This is a genomic window from Marcopretia estuarina LEGE 06307, from assembly GCF_056633115.1.
This window is the reverse complement of sequence record NZ_JBSJOY010000003.1, coordinates 360117-386583: the sequence shown is the minus strand read 5'-3', so window position 1 is coordinate 386583 and position 26467 is coordinate 360117. Positions and strand designations below refer to the sequence as shown.

Genomic DNA, 26467 nt, shown 5'->3' with positions numbered 1-26467 from the left:
ACGTTTCCCGCCACCGCCACCGGTCCATGACCGAGCACGCCGGGGCCTCTGAGCCCCTCCTGTCGGGCCTCGGGATCATTGGCCTGGGGCAGATGGCCCAGGCCTTGCTGCTGCCGCTGCTGGAGCAGGGGGATGTTCGTCCTGCTGCCGTGCGGGCGGTGGTGGCCAGCCCTGCCTCCGCCGAGCGGCTCCAGCAGCAGTTGCAGGTGGCTGTCTGTGCCGCCGCCGATGGGCAGGCGGCTGCGGCCTGGCAGGCGCCGGTGGTGCTGCTGGCCGTCAAGCCGCAACAGCTCGCGGCGGCAGCCACGGCGGCTGCAGATGCGGCGGCGGCAGTTCGAGCGGCACACAGCCGATCAGGGGCGTCCGCCGCGGCATCGGCCACACCCCCAGCTTCTGGTTCAGCAGCCTTCGCCTCGCCAGCAGCGCCCTCTGAGCACGGCGACGCCTCCCCAGCCGCCTCCCCAGCGGCGTCCTCAGCGCACAGCGACGAGAGCCCTCTGCTGATTTCCGTGCTGGCGGGGGTCAGCCTGGCTCGCCTGCAGGCGTCATTTCCCGGCTGGCGCGTGGTGCGGGCGGTGCCGAACACTCCCTGCCTGGTGCGGGCCGGCATCACTGGACTGGCCTGGGGAGAGCAGCTCAGCGATGGGCAACGTCACTGCGTGCGCCAGCTGTTCGGCCGGGTGGGGCAGGTGCTGGAGCTGCCGGAGCCCCAGCTCGATGGGCTGCTGGCGGTGGCCTCCTCCGGGCCGGCGCTGATGGCGGTGGTGATCGAAGCCCTCGCCGATGGCGGCGTGGCCGCCGGCCTGCCGCGGGCGCTGGCACAGGAGCTGGCGCTCGCCATGACCGGTGGCACCGTGGCGCTGCTGCAGCAGAAGGGCCTGCATCCCGGCCAGCTCAAGGACATGGTGAGCAGCCCGGCCGGCACCACGATCACGGCCCTGCGTCAGCTGGAGCGGGGCTCCGTGCGTTCGGCTCTGATCGAGGCGGTGCTGGCGGCTGCTGAAAGGAGCCGGGCGCTGGGCTGAAGCAGCGCCCGGTTCTCGGATCCAGGCTCTCAGCTCCCGCCTCAGGTCGGGGTGTTGGGTTTGTCTGCGCCGATGCGTGGCTCGGTGCCGTCCATGATCCGGGCCAGGTTGCTGCGATGGCGCCACAGCACCAGCACGGTGGTGAGCAGGGCAAGGGCCAGATAGGCGGGCCGTAGCCCGGTGCCGGCGCTCTGGAAGGAGCCCAGCATCAGCAGCGGCAGGCCCACCGCCGCCACCACGCTGGAGAGCGACACGATGCGGGTGAGGGTGAGGGTGACGAGGAACAGCCCGAAGCTGGCCAGCCCCACCGCGGGCACCAGACCGAGCAGCACGCCCAGCCCGGTGGCCACGGCCTTGCCACCCCGCCAGCCCAGCCACACCGGCCAGATGTGGCCGGCAAGAGCCGCCAGCCCCGCCGCCACCACCCAGGCATCGCCAGCGGCGGAGACGCCGAGTGGCTCCACCACCGCCTTGGCCAGCAGCACGGCGGCCGTTCCCTTCAGCACATCCACCAGGAACACCACCAGCGCCGGGCCCTTGCCCACCTGGCGCAGCACGTTGGTGGCGCCGGTGGAGCCGGAGCCCAGCTGGCGCAGATCGACGCCGGCGCACCATCGCCCCGCCAGCCAGCCGCTGGGGATCGAGCCGAGCAGGTAGCCCGCCAGCAGCACGGACAGGATCAGCAGGGGATTCACAGCAGCTCCTCGTCGATGGCCAGTTCCGCTGGAGTGGCGGCGAAGGCGAGCCAGAGCGGGAACTGCAGCACCGGGACGTCGACCACCTGTTCGGCCGCATCGATCACGATGAACGCCAGCTCGCCGCGCTCCTCGAGCCGGTCGGCGCGCTCGATCAGGGCATCAGGCCGCTCGAACAGCACCACGCCGCTGTTAGGCCCGAAATCTTCACGGCTGAGCCCGAGGCAATCCTGCAGGCCGCGGCGCCATTCCCCCAGCCGCTCCGGCTGGCCGGCCAGCACCAGGGTCTGGAAGCGCTCGCCGTAGAGCTCGCCGAGGATCGCCACCGCCGCCGCCACCGTGAGCGCATTGCGGCTGCGGCTGCCGGCGCTGGCGTGGGCGCCACGCCCGCCCTGATAGAGGAACCACTCCTCCAGCAGAGCCGCGGCAGGGGCTTCCAGGCTGCGGCGCAGCTTCCAGGGATCGGCGTAGAAATCGGGCTGGCCCTGGAAGCGCTCCAGCTGGCTGCGGATCAGGTCTTCGTCCTCGCTGAACAGACCCGCCGCCGCCGGTGCGGTAGGGGCAGCCGCGGCGGCCACTTCCGCCGGCTGATCCAGTGGCGAGGGCTGCACCACCACCGGCTGCACCACCAGCTCCATCTGCTCGGCCTGGCCGGCCAGATCCTGCAGCGCCACCACCAGGTAGTCCTGGAAGCCCTTCAGGCGCCGGGCGATCGCATCGGCCTGACCATCAAAGCTGCTCACCAGGCTCTTCTGCAGCTGGTTGCGGCGGGTTTCCAGCTCCTGGATCTCCGCCTCCAGTGCCGCGCGCCGCTCCTGCAGCTCCTTGAGGGCGAGCGCCTGCCAGGGCTCGAATGGCTTGGCTGCAGGGGCCGGGTCGGCCGCAGGCGAGGGCTCGGCCGCAGGCGGTTCAGGCACGCTCAGGGGCGGCGGGGATTGGTCCGGCGGCACGCTGGGATCGGTCATGGCGAGGTGCTGACGTGCAGCTCCAGTTGTTGGCGCAAGGTGGTGGCATCAAACAACACCGGCAGCAGGTGAATGCTGCGCTGTTCACGGAAATAGAACAGCACCGGCACCGGGTTCCAGAACACGGTCCAGGCGATCCATTCGTCGTAGGGGAAGCGGCGCAGCAGCGTCGACTGACGCCACACCAGCAGGGCATCGCCGCTGAACTGCAGGCGCAGCAGCACGGCCTGCAGCAGCAGGAACAGCCCGAACAGCACCACCACGCCGCTGAGCCACAGCACCCCCGACCACAGCGGCAGCAGGGCCAGGCCGGCCAGCCCCAGCACCACCACCCCCAGCGGCACCCCGTAGCGGGGTGCGAGCACCGTTCCGGCGGCGGGATCGAGCGTGGCGGCGGGGGCGGTCATGGTGGCGGCGGCGAGAGGCGGAGGTTCCATGCTGGGCAGCTGGCGGCCTAAGCGCCGAACAGCAGCTGGGTCAGCAGCACATCCATCAGGCTGACCGTGACCAGAATCATCACCACGGCGCCGGTGGTGCTGGTGCCCACCTCCTTGGGGCCGCCGCGGGTGGTGAGGCCCCAGCCGCAGGCGATCACGGCGATCTGCAGGCCGAACACCACCGCCTTGACCAGCATCGAGGGCAGGTCGCTGGCGGTCATCCAGCTGCGCACGGAATTCCAGAACACGGTGGGCGGGATCGAGAAGAGAAAGGTGCTGCTCACCTGGCCCGACCAGACCCCCACCACGAAGAACACCAGGCACTGCACCGGGGCCATCACCACCATCGCCAGCACCCGGGGCACCACCAGGTACTCCACCGGATCGGTCCGCAGCATGGTGATGGCGTCGATCTGCTCGGTCACCTTCATGGTGCCGATCTGGGCGGCGTAAGAGGTGGCCACCTTCCCGGTGAGCAGGGTGGCGGTGAGCAGCGGTGCGATCTCGCGCGCCAGCCCCACCGAAAGGATGCCTCCCACGGCCACGCTGGCCCCCTGCTTGGTGAGCTCTGCCGCCACCTGGATGTTGAACACGGTGCCTGCCGCCAGCGCCGTGATGAACACGATCAGAAAGCTGCCGGGCCCTGCCTCCAGCAGATGCTCGAACAGGTCGTTGACGTTGATGCGCCCCCTGCCGATCGCCGCCACGGTCTGGCCGCCGATCAGGCAACTGCTGCCGAGGCGGTTGAGCCAGCGCGGTGACTTCATGGCTGGGCCTGAAGCAGGTGGGCGCCACGCTCAGGCCAGCGCCGCATCACGATCAGCCCCAGCACCACCAGCGTGGCGGGGATCAGCCCCATGCACAGGCGGATCGCGATCAGGGCCGTGTCGGGTTGGACGATGCCCCTGGCCGCCACGTAGCCACTCAGGCTCATCAGGTTGCCGAAGAAGAACAACGCCAGGCTGATGCAGATCTTCTGGGTGAACACCATCCAGGCGCTGTAGAGGCCGGCGGGCTTTTCAGGATCGGCGTCGATGGCATCCGGCAGCAGCGCCCAGGGGATCAGGTAGGCGGTGGAGGCGCCCAGACCCACCACCAGGATGGCCACCAGCAGCGCCACCAGCCGCAGCCCGTTCATCCAGGAGCCCACGGGCGAGAGGTCGGGATCGAGGGGGATCAGCAACATGGCGAGCAGGCAGCCGCCGATCCAGAGCGCCGTGCCCCGGTGCAGCGCCTGGATGCGGCCGTAGCGGTGGGAGAAGCGGTTCCAGATCTGCAGCCCCACGAGGGTGCTGATCTGAAAGGGCAGCAGGATCCAGTTGCTCCAGCTCTCCGGCAGCCGCATCACCACCGGCAGGTAGATGAGGGCGGCGGTCTGCATGATCTGCAGCGCGCACCAGAGCATCAGGTAGAGGCCGAGCACCTTGATGAAGCGACCGTTCTCGCGCACCCGGCGCAGCATGCGGCGGGTGGAGCCTTGCTGGCTGTTGGGCCGCTGGCAGTTGCGGGCCGCCGGGGCGATGCCCCAGGCGCAGACCAGGGTGAACACCGCGATGATGCTGCCCGACAGCACGCCCACCTTGAAGTAACTGCCGGGGTCCTGGTGGTTCTGGAGCAGCAGCCCTCCCAGCACGATGCCCACCAGCCCGGCGATGATCGAGCCGGTGAACCGCGCCGTGTTCAGGCGGGTGCGCAGGCCGGTGTCGGTGGTGAGCTCGGCCGCCAGGGCGGAGTAGGGCAGGTTGACGCAGGTGTAAAGGCTGTTGGCCACCACCGAGATGGCCAGGAAGATGCCGAACTTCACCCACAGGCTTCCGGGCGGAAGCCACCACATCATCGCCATGGCGATCCCGAGCGGAATGGCGCTCCAGAGGATCCAGGGCAGGCGAGGGCCCCAGGGGCTGCGGGTCTTGTCGCTGAGCCAGCCCACCACCGGATCGTTGATGGCATCCCAGAGGCGGGCCAGCATCAGCACCAGCCCCGCCATCCAGGCGGGCAGGCCGGCGGCGGCGGTATAGAAGATGAACAGGTAGAAGCCGATCAGCGACGCCGCCATGCCGGTGCCCGCATCGCCAAGGCCATAGGCCACCAACATGCGGCGCTGGAACCCCCTGGGTGCATCGATGGCGTCACTGACGCCGGTGGTGGAGCTCATGGCCGCAGGGTTGGCGGAAGGGACGACCGGATCAGGAACAACGGTCAACGGCCGGTGGCTTCACGCAGGCCATAATGCTTCAGCCGCAAAGGCAGTGGCACCGAGGGCCACACCAGCACGGCAACCGAGTGATACACCTGTATCCCTGCGGGCGTAGTTTAGTGGTAAAACCTCAGCCTTCCAAGCTGATGATGCGGGTTCGATTCCCGCCGCCCGCTTTCTTTTCACCAAGCTTCTTCGCTGTTCAGCAGGCTTCCTGGCTGCTCAGCAGAACGCCGGGCTGTTTTCCCCATCCTCTGCCAGGCCCGGCGATGGGGAAAGGGACGGCGCGGGCAGGGCGGCCAGGGGCGGCGCGGAATTGTTGTCTTTGAAGTTGGCGGCGATGGTGGCGAAGCGATCGGCTACCTGGCGGAAGGCTTCCACGATCACAGGATCGAATTTTCGGCCGACCTGGCTTTCGATGAAGCGGGTGGCTTCCTCATGGGAGAAGGCCTGCTTGTAGAAGCGTTTGGAGATGAGGGCGTCATACACATCGGCCACGGCCATCAGACGGGCGGACAGGGGGATGGCTTCTCCTTGCAGCCCCTCGGGATAGCCGCTGCCGTCCCAGTTCTCGTGGTGGTAGTGGGCGATCTCGCGGGCAAAGCGCAGAAAGCTGCTGGGGGCATCCAGCAGACCTTCTGCTTGCGCAATGATGTGGGAACCCAGCTCCGAATGCTTCTTCATCACCATGAACTCTTCAGGGGTGAGCTTGCCTGGCTTCAGCAGGATGTGATCAGGAATGCCCACTTTGCCGATGTCATGAAGCGGCGTGGATTTATAGAGCAGCTCGATTGCCTCTGCGTCGAGCTGGCTGGCGTAAGGGGAGTGCTGGTGTAAGTGCTCAGCCAGAAGCTTCATGTAGTTCTGGGTGCGGCGCAGGTGCATTCCGGTTTCGTTGTCGCGGGTTTCCGCCAGTGATGCCATCGCCAGGATCGTGACGTCCTGAACCTTCTGGACCTCGCGGGTCTGGCGCTCCACTTCCTCGCGCAGGAAACGGTTGTGGTCAGAGAGGAGGTCGCTGGCGCGCTTCAGGGCCACATGGGTGGCCACTCTGGCCAGCACGATGTCGGGGGAGAAGGGCTTGGTGATGTAATCCACGCAGCCATCAAGAAAGCCTCGCTTCTGATCAACTTCCTGGTTCAGCGCTGTGAGGAAGATCACAGGAATGTCCTGAGTGGCGGGGTCGGCCTTGAGCCGTATGCACACCTCATGGCCATCAAGATCCGGCATCATGATGTCCAACAGAATCAGATCCGGCTGGGGCGTCTGCAGGGCCAACTCCAAGGCAAGTCCGCCACTGGTGGCCAGGCGCACTTTGTACAGCCCACGCAGCAGGCCGTTCATCACCTGCAGGTTTTCCGGCGTGTCATCCACCACCAGCACGGTGGGCTTGCTTTGCCCAAGGCTGTCGGCGAGATGGGTCATGGATCAGGCCTGCAGCAAGGGAGGAACGCGTAGCTGCACGGCCCTGCGCGCCTCTGAGAAATCAAAGCGCATCAGCTCAGCGGCCATGCGCTCAAAGCCCGCCGATCCCAGGGTCGTGATCAGGGCCTCGCGGTGCTGGCTGATGAATTCCAGGGCTTCCCCATCAAAGGCGGCCAGCAGAGTATCGAGCTTGCCCAGCAGGTGCTGCTGCTCCAAGCTCAGCACTGCTGTCCCCGGCCCTTCCGGTGAGGGGGCGGTGCCCTCCGCCGGCTCCATCGCGAAGGCCGCGCGGATGCACGCCATGGTGAGCTGCAGCTGAACCTCAAAGTTCTGCCTGGTGTGGCTGTGGCAGAGCTGCTGGTTGAGTTCGAGCTCCAGCCGCGTGGCGGCCTCCGCCAGGGAGGTGGCCCCCAGATTGGCGGACACCCCTCTGAGGGCGTGCACGATCAGTGCCGCCTCCTTCAGATTGTTGGTCTTAAGGGCGGCCTCCAGCCGCTGGGCCGCATCCGCCTGGGTGTGCACCAGGCTCTGCAGCAGCTGACAGTAAAGAGCGCGGTTGCCAGCCACCCGCCTGAGCGCTCCGGGCAGATCAAAGCCTTCCAGGGCCAGACCATTCAGCTCCGAACCTCCCTGCTCCGCACCATTCAGCTCCGAGCGATCCAGTCCCGGATTCTGCGGCGGTGATTCTTCATCGGCTGGCGCGGGCTGGGGGGTGGCCGGCTGGGCAGAGGCTGGAGCTGGTTCGCCTGGGCCCTGACAGTGGCGGCCGCTCCAGTGGTGCAGCCGTTCGTAGAGGTGGTCCGGATCAATCGGTTTGGTGATGAGGTCCTGCATGCCGATGCGCATGCAACGGTCGCGCTCCGGCTGCATGGCGTGGGCGGTCATGGCGAGCACGGGCAGCTGCTGCCAGCGGGCATCGGCACGGAGGCGACGGGTGCATTCCCAGCCATCCATTTCGGGCATGTTCAGATCCATCAGCACCAGGTCGCAGGGGGGCAGCGGTTGCTGCTCCAGCCAGGCGAGAGCCTCCACTCCATTGCGGGCCGTGCTCACCTGCACGCCGGCGATGGTGAGCAACTCTGCGGCGATCTGCTGATTGATCGGATTGTCTTCCACCACCAGCATCTTCAGGCCCTGCAGGCCCCACGCCAGCTCCTGGCCCTGTGTGGAGGCGGACGCCGCCGCCGCCGATCCCGCGCTGTCGCCGCCGCCGAACATGGCAGTGAGATGGTCCATCAGCTCAGAGGAGCGGACCGGCTTGCACAGGATTCCATCCAGCAGCCCCGGAGGGGTGAGCTGGCAGGCGTCTTCGCCGCCGTAGGCCGTGATCAGCAAGATCCTCGGCTGCTGGATCACCGGGTTGGCGCGGATGTCTGCGGCCACCTGCAGGCCATCCAGCTGATCGCCGAGTTGCCAATCCAGCAGGACCAGGCCATAGGGCTGCTGGTGGGCGTTGGCTTGATGCACCATGGCCAGGGCTTCGGCGCCGCTGCCAGTGGCATCACAGCGCAGGGGGAGCTGGTGCAGCAGTTGCGTGATCACCTCACGGGCCACGGGGTTGTCATCCACCACCAGCACGCGCACCTGTCCCAGGGCCTCCGGCAACGCCCGCGGGGTGGCGCAAGCACCGAGGTGAAAACGGCAGCGGGCAGTGAAACAGGACCCCTCACCAGGCACGCTGCTCACCGTGATGGAGCCGTCCATCAGCTCCAGCAACCGCTGGCAGATGCTCAGGCCCAGGCCGGTGCCGCCGTACCGGCGCGTGGTGGACAGCTCTGCCTGGGTGAAGGCCTGGAACAGGTTGCCCATCTGGGCTTCGGTCATGCCGATGCCGGTGTCCTGCACGCGGAACACCAGCTCCACCTCCACCTGCTGAGGTTGCTGCTCGCCGACGCTCACCTGCAGCTGGATCTGGCCCTGCTCGGTGAACTTGGCGGCATTCGAGAGCAGGTTGAGCAGCACCTGGGTGAGGCGCAGCGGATCGCCGTTGAGGCAGGCGGGTACGTCGTCGTCGACGCGGAAGAGGAGTTCGACACCCTTGGCGAAGATCCTGTCGGCGATCAGGGTGGCCACATCGGAGAGCACCGCATCGAGCTGGAAATCGACGGCCTCAAGCGTGAGTTTGCCGGCCTCGATCTTGGAGAAATCAAGGATGTCGTTGATGATCCCCAGCAACCCCTGGCCTGCGTTGCTGATTTTCTGCAGGTAGTCGCGCTGGTGCGGGTTGAGCCCCGTTCGCAGCGCCAGATGCGACAAGCCGATGATCGCGTTCATGGGGATGCGCAACTCATGGCTCATGCGTGAGAGGAACTCGCTCTTGGCCCTGTTCGCCTCCTCCGCCTCCTGGCGCGCCTGCTCCAGCTGGATTTTCTGGGCGCGCAGGCGGGTGATGTCTTCCCCGGAGCCCAGAAGGGCAATCGGTTGGCCGTCGGCTCCATCGAGCAGGCTCAGATGCCAACGCATGAAGCGGGTGCCGCGTTGGTTGGTGCAGATGCGGTACTCCAACGCTCCCTCGGGGGGCAGCCTGGAGGCGGCCGCCTCGTTGAGCCAGCGGCGCAGCAACGGCTGATCCGCGGGATCCACCACATCGGTGAGCCAGTTGAGGCCGCTCCAGGAATCGGAGGCGATGCCGATCAGCGCACAGCCGCTGCTGTTGAGCAGGGTGACGCGGCCCTCGAAATCAAGCGCCAGCAGGGTGGTTTGCGCCGTCTGGATGTAAGCGTGCAGTTGCTCCTTGGTTTCGCGCAGGTTGCTGGTGCGCTCCTTGATGCGCAGGGCCAACGCATTGATGGTGCTGGCCAGGGAGGCGATCTCATCGTGGCCGCTCACCACCACCGGGGTGAGGCTGGCTTCATCGGCAGGATCGAACCCCTGAATCGCCTGGTGCAGCTTCTGGATCGGGCCCGCCAGGCGCCGGCCGAGCCCCACGCCGGCCATCGTCACCAGGATGGCGGTGGCCGCCAGCACCATCAGCAACTGCTGGGTGAGCAACTGGCTGTCGAGCCGTGGTTCTTCCTCGGGGATGGTGACGAGCACCGCCACATCGCTCTGCGGGATCTGCCGCCAGGCACCGAGCTTCAATGTGCCGCTGCCGGTGCGCAGGTAGCCGGCCCCGCCGTTGCCCAGTTGGCGCTCCGAAAACGTCAGACCACCGCTCAAAGTCGGTCGGTAGTTCAGGGACTCGGAGTCCTCGGTGGCCTGCCCCATCGGCACGGAGAGGAACTGCCACCCGTTGCCCCGGCGTTGTTCGATCACCAGATGCGCCTCAGCGCCGTGACTCAGTCGCTCATAACGCCTGTTGATCACCTCGCTGAAGGAGGCGGCCTCCAACCGCCCCACCAGCAACAGATTTTGATTGGTGCGGTCCTTCAGCGGCACGGCCATCCAGGTGGCTGTTCCCTCCGTGCAGGGATCGTGCTTGAAGGGCAGCACCGTCAGGTGGCTCCAGGTGCCCATTGCTTCCACCACCTTGTTGAAGCCGCAGTCGCGCAGGAGCCGGTCCGCTGGGGATTCGCCGATCAGGGCGAGATCCACCGCTGCGCCGATGACCTGGCCTGAGCGGCGATCGATCAGCAACAGTTCATCAAAACCGAGCCGTGCAGACTGCTGTGCCAAATTCCGCTGGAACGTGGCAGGCTGCCTATGGAGTTCCATGGCCAACTCATCAAGCTTGAGGCCCTTGCTGGTGAGCATGGCCTGCAACTGCTCCACCTTGCCGTTGGCCATCTGCTCGGTGGCATCCAGATGGTGGCTGAGGATGCGCTCCCGGTAGGCGTTGAGCGCTACCACCTGGGAGAACACCATCGGGGTGAGCCCCACACCAAGCAGCAGCACGGTGAGCCGGCTGGAGAGCGTAAGGGCGCCCAACCGCTCACGCCAGGTCTGGATGGTGGGGTCCGGGCGTGTCATTTCAGGGCGAGATCGAGCGGCTCCGTGCTCACCCTCGGCAGGGGCACGCGGCCACGAATCAAACCCAGCTGCTTCTGCACGGCGAGGACGCCGGCGAGGTTGCGTTCGAGCTTGCCGCCAGGCAACAGCATGGGCCGCTGCTCCAACAGTGAGCGATAGAGCAGGCCTTTTTCCGTTTGCCTGAACATCTCCACGCTCACATTATCCCGACTGGCCATGATGTCCTTCGCTTCTGGATCGCGAGCCGCCAGGTCGTGGGCCTGCTGCCACACCCGCACCAGGCGCCCCAGCACGTGCCGGTTGGTGCGGTAATACTGCGGATTCACCACCAGCACATCAAAAATCTCGCCGGGAATCTCCGCACTGGAGAAGGCCGTCACCGCCTCACCACTGGCCAGCACTGCATCGCTGAAGGGAGGAAAGAAGGCCGCCCCATCGATCTGCCCGTTCACCAGACGGCGCCCCATGTCGGCCAGGGGCACGGCCACGATGCGCACATCCGCCAGGCTCATGCCATGACGGGCCAACGCCCTGCTCAGCACAAACGGGCCCAGGGTGCTGGGGGTGACGGCCACGCGTTTGCCCCGCAGGGCAGGGATCGTGCGGAGTGAGCGGCGCACCGCCACCTTGTCAGCGCCGTTGGATTCATCGAGGATCAGCACCACCACCGGGCAGCGTTTCGGCTGGCGGCTGCAGATGTCCACAGCTTCCACTGTGGTGAGCTGCGCGATGGGGAAGCGGCCCTCTTCAAAGGCCTTGACGATGTCCTGAGGGTCAGGGAAGCCCAGGGTGTTGATCTCGAGCCCCGCTTTCTGATCCAGCTGCTTTACATGGGCAAGGTGGAAATACTCAAACCCGGGCCAACTGGCGATTGGAATCGTGACCACCTCGGGCTTCTGGCAGCCCATCACAACGAGCGCAAAGGCTGCCAGTGCCGCGAGCGCTCGACGCTGGAACATGAGTGCAGCCAGAGGATGAATTGAACCTATGCGGTCGCGGCCTCAGAGATTGTTCAACCGCCGTGCAAATGGTTCACGGCCGGCAGCCATTCGCCCAGCTCCCATAGGCTCAGTCGCAGTGTGCGCTTCCCCGATGGCTCCCGACTCCTTCCAGTACGAGCCGCTCGAGCGCTTCGGCGAGGGGCTCACCACCCGCCGGCCCTGGAACACTGCGGCCCTGGCCGGGGTGGAACTGCTCAATGGCCGCGTGGCCATGCTCGGCTTCGCGGCGGCCCTGATCGGGGAGGCGATCACCGGCCTGGGGCCCGCCGGTCAGTTGCTGGCGCTGCTGCGCTGGTATCTGCGCTGAGGCGCGTCAGCCGTCCTGGCGCACCCGCTTCACGGCCAGGCCCGCCTCGGTGGCGGTGACCCCAGCCAGCAGCACGAGACCCAGCAGCCCCACCAGCTGGTTCTGGGCTTCTGCGGCCGCTGCGGCGTCCTGCCCCAGCACGGCCCCGGCCACGAACCAGGCGGTGGCCAGCGCCGAGGTGATCCAGTAGGCCTTCCAGCGGCGCTGGTAGAGGTAGCCGGCGCCCAGCCCCGGCACCACATTCAGCACCACCGCCACCCAGCCGGCGGAGGCGGCCAGGATCTGCTCGCGGGTGGGGGCCATGGGAGGGGAAGTGAATGAACCCACTCTGGCGCTTGTGGAGGGGAGTGGGGATGCGGAGGTGATGCGGAGGTGATGGGAGTGGTGCAGTCGGGCGGGGTTTGGCGGACAGGGTTGCGACACTTTCAGCCTGAAGGATCTCCTGGTGATGCGCAAGCCCTGCTTTGCGACTTCGCTTTGGATCCTGCTGCTGTGGTTGCCAGCTATAGGGGGAAATGCCTGGGGATCCGTTGCTTTGATTGAATCGGTTGGCTGGATTGGTGATGCTGGCCAGGGCTTTTGAAGAGCAGTGCAGAAAGCGCCTCGCTGGACCTGGGGCTCCTATTCATGGCAATAGGTACTCGCACGACTAACTCGACGGCTTTCCTTTCTTCGGCTTTGGCTCAGGTATCACCTTCCACCAGACCGATACGCCTACTTTGCGGCGCTCCAGCATGAAGCCAGGGCGAGGGCTATGGCTGGTGCTCCAGCTGGAAACAGTGCTGCGAGATAGGCCGAGCAGGTGAGCCAGTTCATCGCTGGTGATCCAGGCTCCCAGCTTGGCCGCTTCAGCTAAGCCACGGGCGACCGCCAGGGGATTCAACCTGGGCGCCGGCTGTATGGCTGCCACCAAGGCGGCTAGGGCCAGGATGCTTTCGCTGCCAGCTGTTCCTGGCGGCAACGTTAGGGCTTTACGCTGATCATTGGTGCCGGTTGATGGCATCACTGACAGGGCCTCAATGCTCACACTGGTGGTAGCTGCTGGCTGCGCTGAGGCCAAGAAATTGGAGAGGCTGCAGCCCTTCCTCTGCAAGTGCTGGTGCAGCTGATCGCCCAGGGGGATGAGATCACCGGGCCAGACCGTACGTGTGCTCGATTCCCTGATCAGACCGACCCCCAAGGCGGAAGCACGGGATTTGACGGCCTTTCGGCTAATCCCCCAGCGGCTGCAGCAGTCGTCGAGAGGGAGATCAATACTGGCTTCGCTTGTCACTGATGGCACCAGCTGACATTATTGATCGCTCCATCATGCCGGTCGGCGGGAGGTTCGCCATCGACCGGGGATCTATTCGGCGCTTGCTGCAAAGGACGAGCAGCCAGCTGGACGTCACTGCATGGATTCGATCAGCAAGTAGGAGCAATCGTCCAACCAAGCGGCAGTTGCACAGGCAGAAGAGGAAAGCACTCGATGCGGAGCAGGCAACTGCCTGATTGACGAGAACGGGCATGAGGCGCCATCGCACAGGCTTGATCTGGGCAGCCATTGATTGGCACTGCAGCGATCAAGCTGACCTCGGCTAGCCGAAATGAATTGAACCCGTCAACCGAGATGGGCGTTCGTTCCCGTTCAGCGGGGGACGGGACAGCCCTTGGGCCCTAACTCTTCGGCAAGTTGCTGCTTGGCTGATTCCATGGCGGCACTGGGGATATCGGATCTTTGCTTGAAAATCTCGGTTAACCAATCAGTGGCGTCGTTGCGGGAGAGCAAGCCGATATCCAACAGCGCACATACCGTGATGCCGCTTCCGACAAGAAAGCCATACCAGTAACTTTGCTTGTCCCGAATGTCGGCGTGAACATGCAGTGGCAGCAACATGCTCGATGTCGCGACTAGGCTGATCGTTACTCGCTTTAGGTTTCTGTTCAGGCTGGCTGAGTCCAAGGCGACCCAAAGCATCTGCTCTTTGGCTGCCAAAGTAGGCGGCTGGATTCTCCAGTTGCCACCTGCCCCGCCAGCGACCAGGCTGTACCACTGAGGCGCCAAGATTTAGCTCTTGTCTGTCGGATGTAGCGCCTCACACCACGCCTGCCATCCTTCTGTGGGTTGCAGCACAAAGGCGCAACTGTCCATCCTTTCACCGATCAGATGGCAGCGCCGGCAGCGGACGCTCCAGCCGGTTGGGGATGCCCTTCACGCCACCGGGCAGGGTTTTGCGGGAACGGGGGCCGCTCCAGGAGGCGAGGTAGATCCGCGCCTCGTCGCCCAGTTGGCGCAGGTCGGAGAAGTTGGCATTGATCACCTGGGCCCCCGAGCCTTCGCCCGTCTCCAGGTTCAGGGCCCATTGGCCGTCGGTGGGGGTGGCGCTGGCCGGCTGGCCGAAGAAGAAGCGGGTGCCCTCCACCTTTGCGCCGTCGAGATTGGCGCCGCACAGATTGGTGCCGGCCAGATTCGCCTCGCTCAGATCGCAGTTGCTCAGGTTGGTGCCGCGCAGGTCGGCGCCGTTGAAATCAATGCCGCGCAGGTCGGTGTCGGAGAGGTCCACGCTCCGCAGCACCTGGTGCAGGTTGATCACCGGCACTCCCGCGAGCCGGTCTTCCTCGTAGTTGCCTTCGCCATCGAGGATGGCCCGGCCAAGGCGGTGGTCGCGGCGCAGGGGCGTGAGCAGGCGGGCGTGGGAGAGGAAGCGCAGGATGCGGGCCTTGCCCTGGCTTTCGATGCTGCCAAGCACCGCCGCCAGCCGCCCCTCCGCCAGCATCCGCTCCAACGGCCAGTCCTCCAGGAGTCCGTCTTCATCACTGATCAGCTCGGAGATGCCCTGGATGAAGCTGTCGATCGTCTGCCCCTGGGTGATCCGGTTCTGCTGGGTGGTGAGCCGTTGATCCACCTGGAACTGACGCCAGGCGATCACCAGGGCCACGAACGCCACCAGGATCTGCCCGAAGGCGCCGATCACCCCCTCCCCGATGGCGCCGATCGCCTCCCAGTCACCGCTGCGGTAGACCCGCACCAACGGATCCCACCAGCCAAGCAGCACCGACAGCACCACCAGCGCCAGCACCAGCGTCAGCAGCGCCACGGTCTGAACCGTGGCCTCGTCGTCGAGGCGTGCGCGCAGCTGGCTCCATAGAGGAGGCGCCAATCGCACCAGCGCCAACACCAGGCTCACCAGCGCCGCCGCCAGGGCCAGCCAGGAGAAGCCCAGCACCAGGGCCAGCAGGGTGATCCCCGCGGCGATCAGCAGCTGCAACGCCGGCAGATCTCTCACGCCCGCCCAGAAGGCATGGCTGTGGAAGGGCATCGCTGGGCGTTCATCAGCCGGCGGGGTCATCGGATCAGGCCGACTGGAAGTAGAAGCCGGCCGCCAGGATCAGGTAGGCCGCCAGCAGCAGCACGCCTTCCAGCCAGTCGGAGCGACCATCGATGGTTACCAGGTTGCTCACCACCACCGCCGTGATCACCGCCACCAACTCGTAGACATCAAAGCTCAGAGGCAGGGGGTGGCCCAGCAGGGGTCCGATCAGCACCAGCGCCGGCACCACCAGCAGCGCCACCAGCAGGGTGGAGCCCAGCGCCACCGACACCGACAGATCCATCTTGTTCTTGCGGGCCATCGAAACGGCCGTGAGGTATTCGGCCGTGCCCCCCAGCAGCGGCAGCAGCACCACCCCCGTGAACAGGGCGGAGAGGCCGAAGCCTTCGGTGACGGTTTCGATCACGCCCACGAACAGCTCAGATTCGTAGGCCAGGGCGACGGTGGCCGCCACCAGCACCGTCAGCCACACCCACGGATTCGGGGCATGGAGCTGGTCTTCGCCCAGCTCTGCCTCCGCCACCTCATAGAGGCCACGGTGCGTGCGCAGCGAGAACAGCAGGGTGAGGGCGTACACGCCCAGCAGCACCCAGGCCACGAAGGCCCCGAACGGTTCGGTGCTCTCCGCCTCCTGGCCGCCCGAGAGCACCGCCAGGCTTGGAATCAGGATTGCCAGCACCGCCAGGGTCATGGCGGAGCCGTTCACCCGGGCCACCACCGGCTTGAACTCCTGCTCCTGCCGTCCGATGCCCCCCACCAGCATCGAGAGGCCCAGCGCCAGCAGCAGGTTGGCCATCACCGTGCCGGTGATGCTGGCCTTGACGATGTCCACCAGGCCGGCCTTGAGCGCCACCAGGGCGATGATCAGCTCGGTGGCGTTGCCGAAGACGGCATTGAGCAGGGCCCCGATCGAGGGGCCGAACACCAGCGAGAGCTCTTCGGTGGCGGTGCTCAGCCAGATAGCCAGGGGCAGAATCGCCACCGCCGAGGTGACGAACACCGCCACGTCACCCCAGTGCAGCGCTTCCGCCGCGATCGAGACCGGCACCATCGCCAGCAACCCGATCGAGGCAACCCGGCGGATGGTCATGGGGACAGCGCTCAAGCGGGCAGACAGAAGTTAGGTGGAGGTTGGTGCTGCCGCACTCCAGGCCTGGGTGCGCTCACCCAGGCACTGCGCAGCGATGCGCTTCCCGCCTGCGCCGGTTCAGGCCATGGCCACCAGGGGGCGAGCCTCCTGGCGGCGTTCCCCTGAGGCGGCAGCCGCCTTGCGCAATTGCTCGCAGAGCCGATCCGGATCGGCGATGGCCTGGATGCCCCGGCCGGCGGTGGCCAGCAGCTGGGGGTTGGCGCAGAGGTTTTCGAGCATCTCGGCCAGGAAGATGTCCGGGTTCTGCACCAGCCCCGCCGCGATGCGCCCGCAGTGGCCGCCGATGCTCCAGCGGATCACACCTGCCGGATCGGTGACCAGCACCGCCGGGCGGTGCGCCAGCCGCTCCTTGATGCGCTCGGGATCACGGCTGAAGAAGAAGGCCTCCGCCTCCTGCGACGTGCAGCGGATCAAGGCGGCAGCTTCCGCCAGCGGCTGGAAGCGCCGCAGCACCTCCGCCGTGGGCCCCGCTTCAGGGGGCAGACCCCAGTGCTCCGCCTGCCAGTTCACATCCAGCGCCACCAGCACGCTGCTGGGTGCCGTGCGGTTGAGCACCATCTGCAGCACCTGGTGCTGGCTGGCGCCGAGCAGGGCGTCGCTGGTGATCAGCAGCCAGAAGGATTCGTTGATCTCCGGCAGCATCGCTTCGGTGAGGCCAGCCGGCGTGTGGCCACCCGCGCCGGGAGCGTCCTGGTCGCGGGTGTCTTCGTTGTCAGCGTCTTCGTTGCGGGCCTGTGGGGTGTGGGCCGCTGCGGCTTTGGCGTCTGCGGTGGGGGTCTCCTCTGCGTCATGGAGCGCCTGGGAGAAGGCCACCACGTCGGTGTGGGCGTGGGGACGTTGGGGTGTGGTGAGGGTCATGGCTGGGTGTGGGTAAAGGGGGGGGACTGTGGTCGTGGCGTTGGCGGTTGGCTGTGCGCCGGGGTCAGTCCTTTTCGCTGGCGAAGCGATGGAAGCGATCAGCCAGGTCGTGAAAGAAGGCATCGCTTTGCTGCAGCAGCGCGTCCCAGTTCTCCTGGCTGCTCTGCTGCAGTTGCTCCAGCTGGGCCGTGGCCTGGTTGCGGGCATTGCTGAGATCGTCGAGGCGTTGCCGGGTGGTGCTGCGCACGGAGTCGGCCAGGCCGCTCAGGCCCTCCTGCAGCTGCTCGATCTGCGCCGACCAGGCCTCGATCTGCACGCGTTTCTTGTTGAGAACCGCTTCCTTGAGTTGAGCATTGGCGCGCTCCTGATCGTTGCGGCTGTCGTTGCTCAACGGTGCGTTGTTCAGCAGGGCTTTGTTCACCGGTGCGTTGTTCATCGGTGCGTTGGTGGTCGTCATGGTGCATGTCTCCGTGATGGCAACATCGAACGCGCTGCTCCGCTGGCTGCACCCGAAGTGCTGCGGCTTTGCGGAATCGGAGGGGAGATCCTTTCCGCCGTTCGGTGACACCGGCCCCTGTGGGGCTCGGCGCATGAGGGGCGCAACAGGGCGGGGCCGTTGGTTCAGGTGCTCAGGCGATGGTTGTCAGACCATTCGGCGAGCACGGAACTGATGAAAGGGAACGAAGCCTTTGAAACGGCGGAAGCGCTTGGCGCGCTCGTTACCTTCAACCTATTCGTTGTGGCTGAGACGTCAACATCTCGCTGCTGCGTTGCTGCGCCCATTTGGCATCGTGGTGCTGTTCAGCCGCACCCCACGCCTGCGCGCCCCGCCGATGCCCCTTCCCCGCCAACCGATCCTGCTGCTCGGCGGCTTTCTGATCAGCGCCGAGGCTTATGCGCCGATGGTGGCGCGGCTGCAGCAGCTGAGCGGTCAGCCCGTGCAGCTGGTGGCGGTGGGCAAGCCCGAATGGCTGCTCACCGTGTTCGCCTTCGCCTGGGCGCGCATCCTCGATCGGGTCGCCGCCGCCGCTGCGGAGCTGGCGCAGCAATCCCCCACCGGCAGGGTCACCCTGATCGGCCACAGCTCCGGCGGCATCATGCTGCGCCTCTTCCTCGATCACGCCCCCTTCCAGGGCCGCACCTACGACGGCAAGGCCCTGGCCGACACGCTCGTGATGCTGGGCAGTCCCCACACCGCCCTCAAGGCCACGGTGCTGCGTGAGCTGGTGCAGCAGCGCCTGCCCGGGTCGCCCTTCGCCGATCGGGTGCAGTACGTGTCGGTGGCGGGAGATCTGGATCTGGCCACCGCCAGCCCGCTGGCCCAGCGCCTGGCCCCCACCGCTTACCGCAACAGCACCGGGGATGCCGCCGATCGCGGCGACGGTCTGGTGCCGGTGGCCTCCGCCCTGCTGGCCGGCTCCACCCCGCTGGTGCTGGCGGGCGTGGCCCACGGCGGTGCCTTCGGGCCGTGCTGGTACGGCAGCCCGGAGGTGGTGGAGCGCTGGTGGGAGCTGGCTCAGCCCGCCGCCTCCAGCAGCTCCGCCAGCGGCACGAAGCTGTAGCCGCGTCGGCGCAGCGCGGGAACGATCCAGCGCAGGCTGGCCTGGGTGCGCGGGCTCAGCTCCGGTGTGTCGTGCAGCACCAGGATGCCGCCGGGGTGGACGTTGAGCCGCACGAAGGCCTGCACGAACCACAGCGGTGGTTGATAGGTGTCCCAGGGAAAGATCGAGCCCAGCACCAGCCGGTAGCCGCGTTCCGCCAGCCAGCCCAGCATCGCCGCGTGGAACCAACCCCGCCCCGGGCGGCACCAGCGCCAGCGCAGCGTCTGCGGCGCCGCAGCCCGCTCCACCGCCGCTTCGGTGTCACCCAGCTGGCCCAGGAACGTCGCCTGATCGAGCCCGGCGGAGCGCACATCGCGCCAGAAGTGGTTGCCGATGGCATGCCCCTGCTCCAGGGCCCGACGGGGAAAGTGCGGGTCGTTGGGCAGATGGGAGCCGATCAGGAAAAAGGTGGCCGGCACCTCCAGCTCCCGCAGCAGCTCCAGCAGCGCCTGTGAGCCGGCGCCACTGGGCCCGTCATCGATCGTGAGCGCCAGCCGCCGCTGCCGGCCCCCGCCACAGAACACCACCGCCGGGTTGAGCGGCGCCAGCAGCGTGCGGATCACCAGCGACGGCAGCAGCACGATCAGGGCCAGCAGGATCAGGCCCAGCAGCAGCCCGGCCAGCGCGGTCAGTGCGATCAGGGCCGGCGGGAGTGGGAGTGGGGGCATGGCGGCGATCGCTCAGTCCAGGAGAGCCGTGTGCGTCAACCTGCCACCGCAGGCGGCTGGAGGGGGCAGAATGAGAACCGTTCTCAGCCGTGCTTTCAGGGCTGGACGGTCGTTTGTTCTCGCCTCATGGCACAGGTTCCCGTCACCGTCCTCACTGGCTTCCTCGGAGCCGGTAAAACCACCCTGCTCAACCACATCCTCACCAACCAACAGGGGTTGCGCACTGCCGTGCTGGTCAATGAGTTCGGCGAAGTCGGCATCGACAACGAGCTGGTGGTGGCCACCAGCGACGCCATGGTGGAACTCAGCAACGGCTGCATCTGCTGCTCGATCAACGGCGAGCTGCAGGAGGCCGTGGAGCGGGTGCTGGACCGCCCGGACCCTGTCGATTACATCGTGGTGGAAACCACCGGCCTGGCTGATCCACTGCCTGTGGCCATGACCTTCATGGCCGGTGAGTTCCGCGACCAGCTGCGGCTCGATTCGATCATCACCCTGATCGATGCTGAACACTTTGCCGTCACGGCCCTGGACAGCCCGATTGCCCGGGCCCAGGTGGTGTACGGCGACATCCTGCTGCTCAACAAGTGCGACCTGGTGGAGGAGGAGCGCCTGCTCGCGGTGGAGGCCTGCCTGCGCGAGATCAAGACCGACGCCCGCATCCTGCGGGCCGACCACGGCGCGGTCCCCCTGGCCATGCTGCTGAGTGTGGGCCTGTTCGAAACCGATCGTCTGGCCGAGCTGCAGGCCCGCGAGGATGCCCTCGCGGATGCCCGGCACCCAGTCCAAGGCCAGGATCACAGCCACGATCACGGCCACAGCCACAGCCACAGCCACAGCCACAGCCACAACCACAACCACAGCCACGATCACGGCCACAGCCACTCAGTGGGCCATGCCCACACTCCTGAGCTGGAAGGGTTCCTTTCGGTGTCCCTGTCGGTGGAGACCCCGTTCGACCTGCGCCGGTTTCAGTCGTTCCTCGATAACGAGCTCCCTTCCACGGTGTTCCGGGCCAAAGGGGTGCTCTGGTTTCGGGAGAGCGAGCGCCGCCACCTCTTCCACCTCTGCGGCAAGCGCTTCACCATTGATGATTCCGACTGGCCTGCCGGCACGCCTCGCCATACCAAGGTGGTGGCGATCGGTAAAGGACTGAATCCGGCCATTCTCAAGGCCCAGCTCGAGGCCTGCATGGTGGCGCCATGAGCACGGTGCTGCTCATCTCCGGGCCGCCTGGCTGCGGCAAGACCAGCTGGATCCTCAACCAGCTGCAAGCCCACAAGGGGCCCTGCAGTTATCTGCGGCTGGAGGGTTTCGCCACCGGGGAGCTCCAGCAGGCCCCGGATGGGGGAATCGATCGGGCTTTCCTGGTGGATCAGTGTCCGGGGCTGCTGGATCTGGCCCGATCAGATCAGGCCCCATCAGGCCAGGACCCGGCAGGCCGCCCGCAGGATCTGCTGGCGTTGATCGAGCTGCCCCAGTGGCAGCACCCTCCCCAGGCCGGCCTGGAGGGGATCGACCCTCGACTGCTCCCCCGGCTGGAAGCTCTGCAACTCCTGCCGCAGCGCCATCTGCACTTCGGCCGCGACGCGGACCTTCCCGCTCAGGACACCTTGCAGTTCAACGCCCTGGAGTGCTGGAGCCTTGACCTGACCCGAAGCGTCTGGGATCCCCCCAGCCTGAACAGCTTCTGGTTTGAGCTGGTGAATGGCGCCTACGGCGACGTCTACCGCGCCAAGGCGCTGATGAACCTGCCCGATGGTCGCAGTTTCTACTGCAACTGGATCGTGAGCCAGGAGGGGTCTCAGTTCCTGCCGCTGGAGGCGGTCGCTCCGCCCGAAGGCCGCCCGCAGCGCCTCTCGCGGCTGGTGGTGCAGGGCAAACGCCTGGATGCCGCCGGCCTCGAGGCCACGATCGCCGATGCCCTGCTGAGCGATGCGGTGCTCGAACTGCAGCAAGCCCCACAACGCTCCGGTGGCGCTCCGCTCCCCGCCACCCGCTGACTGCCTCCTCTCCACCCACCGCCGCCCCATGGCCCACGCCGTCATCTCCTGTCTGCACGCCAACCTCGCCGCCGTGGAAGCGGTGCTCAGCGACATCGAGCAGCTCGGCATCGACAGGATCACCTGCCTCGGCGATCTGGTGGGCTATGGCCCCCAGCCCAATGAGGTGGTGGAACTGATCCGCGCCCGCTCGATCCCCACCTGCCAGGGCTGCTGGGATGAGGACATCATCGAAGGGCTCAACGCCTGCGAATGCAGCTACCCGTCCCAGCTGGCTGAGCGGCGGGGACAGCAAGCTCACCATTGGACAGCTGCCCAGCTCAGTGAGGAGAACAAGGAGTTCCTCGCCAGCCTGCCGTTTTCCCTGCGCCGCGACCGCCTGCTGTTCGTGCACGGCAGCCCCAACAGCCAGCACGAATACCTGCTGCCCGACATGGACGCCTTCGCGGCCCTTGAGCGGGTGGAAGCGGCGGAGGCCGACACGCTCTTCTGCGGCCATACCCACCGCCCCTATGTGCGAGACCTTTGCGAGGGTTCCATCAGGTTGCGGGTGCGCAGGTCCGTGGCCAGCGCCCCCGCAGGAGGGAAGCCACTGAAGGAACGGCTGGCACAAGCGCCGCCTTCGACGCCCACCGAGCAGGAGGTTGCCCTTCCCGTCCGCCGGATCGTCAATGCGGGATCCGTGGGAGAACCACGGCACGGCGGCACCAATGCCACCTATGTGATCCACGACGAACAGACCGACCTGGTGGAGATCCGCGAAGTCCCTTACGACGTGGAGCGCACCTGTCAGGCCATCCTGGCAACCGGACTGCCGCCGCTGTTCGCCTGGCGCCTGCGCCACGGTTTCGAATACGCCGAGCGAGCCGACGATCCCGGCCACGTGTGTGAGCGCTGATGGCACGTTGGGCACTTCTCAGCGGCTTGTGCGGTGACCTCGAGGTCTATGAGGCGGTGCAGGCCGATCTGCGCCGCCGCAACGTTGACACGTTGTTTGTGCTCGGGGATCTGATCGGCCCCACCCGTGATTGCAACCCTCTGCTTGAACGGCTGCAGCGGCCACGCCGCGGCGAGCTGCAGCCGCACTGCCTCTATGGGTGGTGGGAAGAGCAGCTGCTGGCCGAACGGGGCTATCGCGGCGAGCGCCGCGCCGATGCCCTGCGCCAGCGCGAGGGGAATGGGGCCGTGGAAGCGCTGCTCAAGGCTGTGGATCCCGGCCAGCTCAGCTGGCTGGCCGCGCTGCGTTTCGGGTTCATCGAATTGGATTGCGCCCTGCTGCACGGCAGCTCCGCCGACGTGGGCGACTGCCTTGCTGCCGATAGCCCACCTCTGCGGTTGCTCGATCGGCTCACGCGGATGGAGGTGAATCGGTTGTTCACAGCCCGCAGTGGCGAGCAGTTCTGCGTGGAGCTGTGCGGTGGCGGGATCGAATCGCGGCTGCGGGACCACGAGGGAGAGCGGAAGCAGCGCCAGGCCGTGCCCAGCCGCAAGGTGATCGGAGTCGGACGGGGGCTGAGCTACACCCTTTACGACCCCGGCAGTGATCACATCGATTTCCGCACGGCCGACAGCTCGAGCCGCTCAGGGAGCAGGGGGTTCGCATGAACCCGAGCTTCGATGGCGTGCTGGAAACGCTGTTCCTCGATCTGGCCGGCCGACGTCTGCGCGTGGTGATCGAGCGCCGTGGCCCGGCTGACGCCCCCGCCTGGCTGTTGCTGCCGGCCCTCAGCACCGTGTCAAGCCGCAGCGAATGGCAGCCGCTGGCGGAAGCCGTGCAGGATCAGCGGCAGCTGGTGAGCTTCGACTGGCCGGGTTTCGGTGACAGCGAGCGCCAGGCCCTGACCTACGACGCTGAGCTGCTGCGCTCGTGCCTCCGCGCCATCCTCAGCTACCTGAGCTGCCGGAACCACGCGCGCCTCACGCTGGTGGCCGCTGGGCACAGCGCCTCCATCGCCCTCGGTCTCGCCAGCGAATGGTCAGATCGGTGGCGGCGCCTCGTGCTGGTGGCGCCCACCTGGCGAGGCCCTCTGCCCACCATGACCGGGTGGCCGCCGCAGCGCTTCGGCTGGCTGCGGGAGCTGGTGGCCGCCCCGCTGATCGGCCCGACGCTCTACCGGCTCAACACCAGCCAGGCGGTGCTGCAGCTGATGCTGCGGCGCCATGTGTGGGTCAACCGGGCCCTGCTGACGCCGGAGCGGCTGCGGGAGCAGCAGCGGTTGGCCCGCCGCCGCGGCGCGCGCTTCGCCAGCGCCGCCTTCGTGAGTGGTGGGCTGGACGCCGCCGAGCAGCGGGACTGGTGGCTGGACCAGGCCCGCCAGCTGGAGTGCCCTCTCCATGTGGTGCTGGCGGGGGAAGCACCACCGCGCTCCAGCGAGGAGATGCAGAAGCTGGCCGAGGCTGCCGATCAGGTGTCGACATTCCCGGGGCGGCTGGGGCTTCACCAGGAATTCGGCGCCGCGCTGGCTCAACGGTTGCTGGAAGACAACGACGCAGGAAACTGACCGGGTCGGCCTTCGCCCCGGTCGTAGCTCCCTTCCGACAACCGCCTATTCCAGCGACCGTCTATTCCAGCGACCGCCCGGACCAGATCAGCTGGGCAGAGCAGCTACGCAGATCAGCCAGGCAGGTCAGTCAGGCAGGTCAGTCAGGCAGATGCCCTCAGCAGATGAGCCGGGCAGATCGGCTGAGAGCATCTGCCATGGACATCACCCAGGCAGGTTCGCCTGACTGATGGGCCCCAGTTTGACGCCTTCTGGGTAATACTTCCAGCCATCTCTGATTCTTACCTTCTCATCCCAGGGAAGCTTGTAGCAACCATCGGCCAGATCCTTGACCCAGGTGAGATAGTTTTCTTTTTCCCCACCGGGTTTGCCGACATAGGCCCGGCAGCCCAGGTTGAAGATGTTGTTTTCAAGTGCCCAATTCTCTCTGGCCTTGTCGGCCAGTCGCGGAAACAGCTCTGCGGTGACAATCTCCCACGGATTCCGCTGCCCCTGCTGAATCACGTTACCATCATAGTTGCAAACTGTGCCCTCGCCGAAATAATAGAAGACCCCATCATAACCAGCAAGATTCACGGATATTGTATACATGAGATTCTGCCACGCATTTGTTTTGTTGGTCCAGATCCACTGATCGTTGACCTGCGTGGAGTAGCCAGAAATGCGGATGTAAACATTGGCTCCTTTGTAGGCGGCCTCTCGAGCGAGTTCCGGAAACATTCCGTCGTGGCAGATGCAAACAGCCAGCTTCGACCCCTTCGGCCCATCGCAGACAGGCATGCCGTAATTCCCCGGGGACCATGGCTCGATCGGTACCCATGGCTGTAACTTTCGGTAGTGCAAGGCAATATCTCCTTGAGAGTTGATGATGATGGCTGAATTGAACGGTGGCAGGCTGGGGTCATCATTCTGTTCCATCAACGAGAACACACCCCACACATCATTCGCTCTGCAGGCTGCGCGGAAGCGGTCGATCTCCGGCGAGTCGATGCGCAGCAGCATCTCGTCATAGGTCCAGATCCCCGTATTCAGCCCCTGCGTTGAATACTCCGGGAACACAACCAGATCGAGGTCTGGGTAGCCCGCTTTGGTGGAAGCGACAGCCCTGCAGATCTGATCCACTTGGGTCTGGATGTCTGAGGGGCTTTTGATCACGGGAACGGGATATTGAATCATCGCGACGAGAAGAGACTCCTCCCAGGCGCTGACGCTGCCGGTGCTGCCCATGCTTGCAAGAATGATAGTCATTATCATTCTAGAAATCTCGCAAGGCTGAATCTGTCGCTTCAGGCACTGTTTTGGTGCACCTCGCCCCTCCGCCTCGCCCATGCGCCTCTTCCATGCGAGCGGCCAGGCGCGCAGGGCTCAGGCCGACAGACTCAGGGCAGAGCGTTTCAGCAACTGCCGCCAGGAGACTCCTTGAGCCGCCAGCCCTGCCTGCAAAGCATCCACCAGGGCGAGCGAGTGGGTGAGGTCGCCACCTGCCACTCCCTGCTGCCAGTCCCTGATCACGGCCTGGCAAGCCGCTTCGAGCGTCGCGGCCGGATCGGTGGTGTTGCTGCCGGGGCAGTCCGGTTGTGGGCCGCGGGCTCGGGCACTGAGGGCATCCACGGGCGGAAGCAGGGCTTGCGGCCCTCCGCCGCTGGGCTTGGCTGAAGCTTCGAAGAAACAGCTGCGGGCTCCGGTGTGGCAGGCCCCGTCTCCCACCTGCTCAACGGTCAGCAGAAGGGCATCGCCGTCGCAGTCGTAGCGAAATCCGCGCAGCAACTGGATGTGACCGCTGGTGGCTCCCTTGTGCCAGAGCTCCTGGCGCGAGCGGCTCCAGTAGTGCACCTGCCCGGTCGCAAACGTGGCCAGCAGCGCCTGGCGGTTCATCCAGGCCAGCATCAACACCGCGCCGTCGAGCCAGTCCTGCGTGATGGCGGGGATCAGGCCATCCGCGTTGAAGCGCAGGTGATCGACGCAAGCGTGTGGCCATTGCTCCATGGCGCTCATGCCCGGGCCCCCTCGAGCGGATCAAGGGGCCACAGCGCCCAGCCGCCCTCCTCACCGCCAGGCGGCAGGGCCTTGCGGTCGGCTCGCCAGGCCACACCGCTCGGCGCCTGGCCCTTCAGTTCGAGCACCTGCAGCCGGGATCCAGCTTCGGACCACAGCGCCGCGGTCCGATCCCGTGAGGCCGTGGCGATCGGGGCATGGCCAGACACTTCACGCGCCTCCGGCCTCATCGGCAGATCTCGGAGCCAGGGAAGGAGCCAGGGGGAGGAGAGCAGCACCACAGGCTCCGCGCTAAAAACGATAACCATTCTCGTAAGCTAGCGCCCAGGTGTCGTCCGCCTGGGCCATGCAGCGCAGAAAAGCTTCACGCCAGGGGCAGGGTCCCATCGCCGCAGCGTCGCTCGCAGCTGCGAAGCCTG

The 26467-nt window shown here is 66.3% G+C and carries 27 protein-coding genes and 1 tRNA gene; 9 read left to right on the top strand and 19 right to left on the bottom strand.

Annotation, left to right across the window (positions count from 1 at the left end):
• The first annotated feature begins 26 nt into the window (after positions 1-26).
• Positions 27-1025: a pyrroline-5-carboxylate reductase family protein gene (locus ACWJI3_RS09540; protein WP_255140543.1), complete on the top strand. Its 999-nt coding sequence runs from the start codon at positions 27-29 to the stop codon at positions 1023-1025.
• A gap of 41 nt (positions 1026-1066) precedes the next feature.
• On the opposite strand, the gene plsY is transcribed toward ACWJI3_RS09540, so the two are convergent.
• The 5 genes from plsY to ACWJI3_RS09515 are packed head-to-tail and all read right to left on the bottom strand — an operon-like array spanning position 1067 to position 5277.
• Entirely contained in the window at positions 1067-1720 is a 654-nt protein-coding gene (gene plsY / locus ACWJI3_RS09535) for a glycerol-3-phosphate 1-O-acyltransferase PlsY (protein ID WP_255140542.1), read from the bottom strand.
• Entirely contained in the window at positions 1717-2685 is a 969-nt protein-coding gene (locus ACWJI3_RS09530; protein ID WP_480203566.1) for a DUF3086 domain-containing protein, read from the bottom strand. Before ACWJI3_RS09530 ends, plsY begins: the two co-directional genes overlap by 4 nt.
• The gene (locus ACWJI3_RS09525) at positions 2682-3122 is read right to left on the bottom strand and encodes a DUF3119 family protein (protein WP_480203565.1); all 441 of its coding nucleotides are present in this window, start codon (positions 3120-3122) and stop codon (positions 2682-2684) included. Before ACWJI3_RS09525 ends, ACWJI3_RS09530 begins: the two co-directional genes overlap by 4 nt.
• A 17-nt stretch (positions 3123-3139) precedes the next feature.
• Complete coding sequence (locus ACWJI3_RS09520; protein WP_094510051.1) at positions 3140-3889, bottom strand: MlaE family ABC transporter permease; 750 nt, start codon at positions 3887-3889, stop codon at positions 3140-3142.
• Positions 3886-5277, bottom strand: coding sequence for an MFS transporter (locus ACWJI3_RS09515; RefSeq protein WP_094510053.1), 1392 nt, complete (start codon positions 5275-5277; stop codon positions 3886-3888). The genes ACWJI3_RS09520 and ACWJI3_RS09515 overlap by 4 nt, the downstream gene beginning before the upstream one ends.
• A gap of 147 nt (positions 5278-5424) precedes the next feature.
• Here ACWJI3_RS09515 and ACWJI3_RS09510 point away from each other — a divergent pair.
• A tRNA-Gly gene (locus ACWJI3_RS09510) sits at positions 5425-5495 on the top strand.
• Positions 5496-5541: 46 nt separating this feature from the next.
• On the opposite strand, the gene ACWJI3_RS09505 is transcribed toward ACWJI3_RS09510, so the two are convergent.
• Genes ACWJI3_RS09505 through ACWJI3_RS09495 form a run of 3 tightly spaced genes read right to left on the bottom strand, consistent with a single transcriptional unit; the run spans position 5542 to position 11612 of the window.
• Positions 5542-6744, bottom strand: a complete 1203-nt coding sequence (locus ACWJI3_RS09505; protein WP_480203564.1) for an HD-GYP domain-containing protein — start codon at positions 6742-6744, stop codon at positions 5542-5544.
• A 3-nt stretch (positions 6745-6747) separates the two neighbouring features.
• On the bottom strand, positions 6748-10653 hold the full coding sequence (locus ACWJI3_RS09500) for a response regulator (RefSeq protein ID WP_480203563.1): 3906 nt from the start codon (positions 10651-10653) through the stop codon (positions 6748-6750).
• Complete coding sequence (locus tag ACWJI3_RS09495; protein WP_480203562.1) at positions 10650-11612, bottom strand: ABC transporter substrate-binding protein; 963 nt, start codon at positions 11610-11612, stop codon at positions 10650-10652. The genes ACWJI3_RS09500 and ACWJI3_RS09495 overlap by 4 nt, the downstream gene beginning before the upstream one ends.
• 133 nt (positions 11613-11745) lie before the next feature.
• On the opposite strand from ACWJI3_RS09495, the gene ACWJI3_RS09490 reads away from it, so the two are divergent.
• A complete protein-coding gene (locus tag ACWJI3_RS09490) occupies positions 11746-11961 on the top strand; it encodes a chlorophyll a/b-binding protein (protein ID WP_094510060.1) in 216 nt (71 codons plus the stop codon).
• A 6-nt stretch (positions 11962-11967) separates the two neighbouring features.
• On the opposite strand, the gene ACWJI3_RS09485 is transcribed toward ACWJI3_RS09490, so the two are convergent.
• From ACWJI3_RS09485 to ACWJI3_RS09455, 7 genes are all read right to left on the bottom strand, one after another.
• Positions 11968-12264, bottom strand: a complete 297-nt coding sequence (locus tag ACWJI3_RS09485; RefSeq protein WP_255140537.1) for a hypothetical protein — start codon at positions 12262-12264, stop codon at positions 11968-11970.
• A gap of 346 nt (positions 12265-12610) precedes the next feature.
• A complete protein-coding gene (locus ACWJI3_RS09480) occupies positions 12611-12988 on the bottom strand; it encodes a hypothetical protein (RefSeq protein ID WP_480203561.1) in 378 nt (125 codons plus the stop codon).
• A gap of 600 nt (positions 12989-13588) precedes the next feature.
• A complete protein-coding gene (locus tag ACWJI3_RS09475) occupies positions 13589-13837 on the bottom strand; it encodes a hypothetical protein (protein WP_480203560.1) in 249 nt (82 codons plus the stop codon).
• Positions 13838-14096: 259 nt separating this feature from the next.
• Positions 14097-15290, bottom strand: coding sequence for a pentapeptide repeat-containing protein (locus ACWJI3_RS09470; RefSeq protein WP_480203559.1), 1194 nt, complete (start codon positions 15288-15290; stop codon positions 14097-14099).
• 4 nt (positions 15291-15294) lie between these two features.
• Positions 15295-16362, bottom strand: coding sequence for a calcium/proton exchanger (cax, locus tag ACWJI3_RS09465; RefSeq protein ID WP_480203558.1), 1068 nt, complete (start codon positions 16360-16362; stop codon positions 15295-15297).
• A gap of 117 nt (positions 16363-16479) precedes the next feature.
• Complete coding sequence (locus tag ACWJI3_RS09460) at positions 16480-17280, bottom strand: fructokinase (protein ID WP_480203557.1); 801 nt, start codon at positions 17278-17280, stop codon at positions 16480-16482.
• 64 nt (positions 17281-17344) lie between these two features.
• Complete coding sequence (locus tag ACWJI3_RS09455; protein ID WP_480203556.1) at positions 17345-17737, bottom strand: sll1863 family stress response protein; 393 nt, start codon at positions 17735-17737, stop codon at positions 17345-17347.
• Between the two features lie 376 nt (positions 17738-18113).
• Here ACWJI3_RS09455 and ACWJI3_RS09450 point away from each other — a divergent pair, with 376 nt between their 5' ends.
• Positions 18114-18842, top strand: coding sequence for an esterase/lipase family protein (locus ACWJI3_RS09450; protein ID WP_480203594.1), 729 nt, complete (start codon positions 18114-18116; stop codon positions 18840-18842).
• Here ACWJI3_RS09450 and ACWJI3_RS09445 read toward each other — a convergent pair.
• The gene (locus ACWJI3_RS09445; RefSeq protein ID WP_480203555.1) at positions 18797-19549 is read right to left on the bottom strand and encodes a polysaccharide deacetylase family protein; all 753 of its coding nucleotides are present in this window, start codon (positions 19547-19549) and stop codon (positions 18797-18799) included. The genes ACWJI3_RS09450 and ACWJI3_RS09445 overlap by 46 nt on opposite strands.
• A gap of 126 nt (positions 19550-19675) precedes the next feature.
• On the opposite strand from ACWJI3_RS09445, the gene ACWJI3_RS09440 reads away from it, so the two are divergent.
• The 5 genes from ACWJI3_RS09440 to ACWJI3_RS09420 are packed head-to-tail and all read left to right on the top strand — an operon-like array spanning position 19676 to position 24053.
• Positions 19676-20755: a CobW family GTP-binding protein gene (locus ACWJI3_RS09440; protein ID WP_480203554.1), complete on the top strand. Its 1080-nt coding sequence runs from the start codon at positions 19676-19678 to the stop codon at positions 20753-20755.
• Entirely contained in the window at positions 20752-21552 is an 801-nt protein-coding gene (locus ACWJI3_RS09435; protein ID WP_480203553.1) for an ATPase, read from the top strand. The genes ACWJI3_RS09440 and ACWJI3_RS09435 overlap by 4 nt, the downstream gene beginning before the upstream one ends.
• Positions 21553-21580: 28 nt before the next feature.
• Positions 21581-22450: a metallophosphoesterase family protein gene (locus ACWJI3_RS09430; RefSeq protein WP_480203552.1), complete on the top strand. Its 870-nt coding sequence runs from the start codon at positions 21581-21583 to the stop codon at positions 22448-22450.
• Positions 22450-23157, top strand: coding sequence for a phosphoesterase (locus ACWJI3_RS09425; RefSeq protein ID WP_480203551.1), 708 nt, complete (start codon positions 22450-22452; stop codon positions 23155-23157). Before ACWJI3_RS09430 ends, ACWJI3_RS09425 begins: the two co-directional genes overlap by 1 nt.
• Complete coding sequence (locus ACWJI3_RS09420; protein ID WP_480203550.1) at positions 23154-24053, top strand: alpha/beta hydrolase; 900 nt, start codon at positions 23154-23156, stop codon at positions 24051-24053. Before ACWJI3_RS09425 ends, ACWJI3_RS09420 begins: the two co-directional genes overlap by 4 nt.
• A 204-nt stretch (positions 24054-24257) precedes the next feature.
• On the opposite strand, the gene ACWJI3_RS09415 is transcribed toward ACWJI3_RS09420, so the two are convergent.
• The 3 genes from ACWJI3_RS09415 to ACWJI3_RS09405 all read right to left on the bottom strand — a co-directional run bounded on the left by ACWJI3_RS09415 (position 24258) and on the right by ACWJI3_RS09405 (position 26257).
• On the bottom strand, positions 24258-25301 hold the full coding sequence (locus ACWJI3_RS09415; protein ID WP_480203549.1) for a formamidase: 1044 nt from the start codon (positions 25299-25301) through the stop codon (positions 24258-24260).
• A gap of 117 nt (positions 25302-25418) precedes the next feature.
• A complete protein-coding gene (gene hisI, locus ACWJI3_RS09410; protein ID WP_480203548.1) occupies positions 25419-26039 on the bottom strand; it encodes a phosphoribosyl-AMP cyclohydrolase in 621 nt (206 codons plus the stop codon).
• Positions 26040-26044: 5 nt separating this feature from the next.
• Positions 26045-26257 (bottom strand): hypothetical protein, encoded by a 213-nt coding sequence (locus tag ACWJI3_RS09405; protein WP_480203547.1) that lies wholly within the window; start codon positions 26255-26257, stop codon positions 26045-26047.
• Between the last annotated feature and the right edge of the window lie 210 nt (positions 26258-26467).